This is a genomic window from Microcoleus sp. MON2_D5 (assembly GCF_036701905.1).
In the GTDB taxonomy this organism is placed as follows: Bacteria; Cyanobacteriota; Cyanobacteriia; order Cyanobacteriales; family Microcoleaceae; genus Microcoleus.
In genome coordinates, this window is the sequence record NZ_JAUBRM010000203.1 from 1 (window position 1) to 3,129 (window position 3,129).

General features: G+C 46.3%; 3 protein-coding genes. 1 reads left to right on the plus strand and 2 read right to left on the minus strand.

Annotated elements, in window-relative coordinates:
* Positions 1–216: 216 nt before the first annotated feature.
* Positions 217–1,191 (minus strand): GIY-YIG nuclease family protein, encoded by a 975-nt coding sequence (locus QUA47_RS30540; RefSeq protein WP_333433582.1) that lies wholly within the window; start codon positions 1,189–1,191, stop codon positions 217–219.
* 197 nt (positions 1,192–1,388) lie between these two features.
* Positions 1,389–2,093, minus strand: a complete 705-nt coding sequence (locus QUA47_RS30545; RefSeq protein WP_333433583.1) for a tyrosine-type recombinase/integrase — start codon at positions 2,091–2,093, stop codon at positions 1,389–1,391.
* A 689-nt stretch (positions 2,094–2,782) separates the two neighbouring features.
* On the opposite strand from QUA47_RS30545, the gene QUA47_RS30550 reads away from it, so the two are divergent.
* Positions 2,783–3,129: two-partner secretion domain-containing protein (locus QUA47_RS30550; RefSeq protein ID WP_333433584.1), on the plus strand; the 347-nt coding region annotated here is incomplete at its 3' end.

The following is a 3,129-nucleotide window of genomic DNA, read 5'->3' on the forward strand; positions in this document are numbered from 1 at the left end:
GTTATCAAGGTTCATTACCCTGCGGCTAATCCCCCTAATCTTTTTATTAAGATTGGTTTCTAGCCAACGAATCGCACGTCTAAGCCTACATTATGCCCCGCGCGCCTTAAACACAACGCAAAAATAACGGTTTGAGAGTGTCGATCGCTTCGAGCGAACAAAGACTGATTTTGTTGATTTGGTGGGACAAGCAGCTCGAACAATCCTTTAACTCAATTACGGGACGGGTTTGCTTTCGCTCGTGCGTTCGCCTAGGTTGACTGATTGGCAGCGAGCGGAATCTGATTGCTCGCAATTGAGTACATCCACCTCAATCTCGCTCAGCACTTTGGGTTCCATCTCATACAAATCATCCAGAATAAGCTTGACGTTCGGAAACACGAAATATTCCGTCAGCTTGCCAATGCGGTAATTAAACGCTTTGTAGCGGTGTTTGAAGTACAGCTCCACATTGCCCCGATGTTCCCAAAGTCCCAGCAAATTGACAGCCACATCCGAGTAATGCGCTCTGACATCCCGCTGCACTTCGGCAATGCGTTCCTCGATCGATCGAGTAGTAATTCCAATTTTATAGAAGATGTTGCCGTTCGCTTTGACCTCAAGGAAGTAGAGCGAGTTCACCAGAATCCGACGAAGCTGCGCTCGATAAATCAGCAAATCAGCCCGCCGTTCTTCTAAGCAGGATAACCCCGCAGATAAAGCAATCTCTACAGAGCCTTCCAACGAAGCCAGCTCCGACAGCAGCAGCGGTTCTTGGACTTTGTTGAACAACGCCAGGGGAAGCGCACCCACTGGAATTTTGCCGAGGTTAGTGAATTGATAAGAGCGATCACCCGACGACTCCACCAATCCTTTGAGTTCCCACCGAAAGTTTACCAAGTCTCTGGGAATCGATCGCTTTTGGGCCCCGTACTCTTTCCACAGCACTTTCAATTGCTCCAATTCCTCACCCTTTAGCTGGATGGTGAAGTTGTCATAGAGAGGCAGCGATGGGAAAGCTTTGGTTTTAATCCGCTGACTGACGAACTTGCAAGTTTCCTCAGTGTGCGCGAAGTGATGTTCTTTCACCGAACCCTTTTTTGCTGTCAATCCGCCACCGCAGTAGAGGCAAGTTAGCTGAGTTTTTCCGCGCACAACCTCATCAATGCTCGTCAGTTCGCCACTGAGAGCAACACCAAATTTTAGCCACATTGTCAACAATTCTCCTATGAGCCGGTTTTGGAGGTGCACCCGCTCCACATGACCAACGATTCTAACAAATCTAGGGGTTAGGGCTTCTGCCGGGGGAAAGAAAGCGATCGGCACTCGATGCTCTTGATGCGTGACTTTAATGCTTGCATCCAAAATCTAAAATCTAAAATCTAAAATCTAAAATCTAAAATTGCTCGTCACCAATCGGGAATTTCTTCAGGCTCCGAGTCTGATAGGCCTTGTGACAGTTGCTCTCTTGGTAACGGCACAGCAGACAATTCATCCTCTACAGGGGAAAATGTAGCTTTCCCCGTGTAGGAAAGCATGGAAAGACTCGCGATCGCTCCTTTGACTTGATCCGGCTTCACCTCTAAGTAATGCTGCAACTGTTCGAGGTTACTATGACCACTGATTTCTTGAATAATCCGCAGCGGAATTCCGGCGTTACTCATCTGAGTCAGGGCGGTGCGACGGAAGCTGTGGGTGGAGGCTCCCTCGATGCCGGTTCGCTCGAACGCTTCTCTCAAAATCTGATCCGCTGAGTTGGTGTGCAGATGCTTCCAATGATGCGAAGGGTGGCGGCCGGGGAATAAATAAGTCTGACCCGCGTTGGGTTTCCAAGATGTCAGGAGACTTCGCAAATCTTCAATGACTGGAATCGTTCTGGTTTGGAGTTGGCCTTTGGTGTTGCCCTTGCGGAAGTTGATTGTAGGTCGGACTGTACCTCTGGCAGTGTAAATATCGATGACTTCCAGGGAACAAGCTTCGGCAATACGACAAGCCGTATAGAGACAAACTCCGAAGAGGGTGCGATCGCGTGAGGTTTGCAAACCTTTGTTGAACAAAAGCTCGATTTCCTGTTGCGTGAGTATTTTGGCTTGTCCGTGCCGTTCTATCTTCATGCTTGGTAAACTTGACCCGATACCAGAAAGTTTGCCGCAAATACTGCGTTACTGCATCGGTATACGGGAATTTCTTAACGTGGTAGCGAGAGGTGCTAAAGGAAATAAGGGTCATCGTAGATTCGGTGAGCGACAATCGCTATCGGGTATTCTAAAAATAAATGATGTTGGAAAGTTCATCGGAAAACCGCGATCGGATGATTATTTGCGTTTACTTGCAGGCGGTACACTCGTCTGCAAGTAAACGGGGAAGAAGACTCATATTTTCTTGCCAAACTCTTGTACCACAACAGCGAAGTCGATAGACTTCACTGCGTTTTGTCTCCACCTGATAAGTTGGTGATAGGCGATATCATTATTCACAACGATGTAATTCACACTCCACTGCACTTAGGGGCAGCTCTTTGGCGGTTGCTAGTCAAGCCAAAACCAATGGATTATCGTGTCGCATGGGGCTGGGAACTCGCTTATTACAGTTTGCGATAAAAAAAGCTCGTGTATCGAGGAATTAAACGAATTTGCGATTCTCTAACTCAAAAAGACATCAACAATAATCCCAACCTCGTCAGATAGTATATGAGCGCACTTTTTAACGTGTTCCGTCTCAAGTCCAATCCTGCTTGTTGAGTAAAAAATTTCATTTTAAATTAAAATCGGACTGCCAAGCATTTATTCCCCGGATAAGTCTAATGACTATAACAAGAATAACTCAAAGATATCAACAGCAACTATTGGCTTCTACTTGGGTAGTATTTTTAGGTTTTTTATTGCTCTCACCTGCTGCTACAGGACAGCCAATTACTCCGGCTCCCGATGGCACAGGAACTTCTGTTACTGACTTAGGCAATCAATTTAACATTAACGGGGGACAGCGCTCAAAAGACGGCACTAATCTGTTTCATAGTTTTCAGCAGTTTGGACTCAAAGACGGTCAAATTGTTAATTTTATTTCTAATCCGAATATCCGCAATATTTTAGGGCGAGTTGTGGGTGGCGATGCTTCTTATATTAACGGTTTAATTCAAGTAATAGGCGG

What these genes read in the sequence shown, in the direction of transcription:
- QUA47_RS30540 (WP_333433582.1), bottom strand. Translation starts at nt 1,191, where the DNA reads ATGTGGCTAAAATTTGGTGTTGCTCTCAGTGGCGAACTGACGAGCATT.
- QUA47_RS30545 (WP_333433583.1), bottom strand. Translation starts at nt 2,093, where the DNA reads ATGAAGATAGAACGGCACGGACAAGCCAAAATACTCACGCAACAGGAA.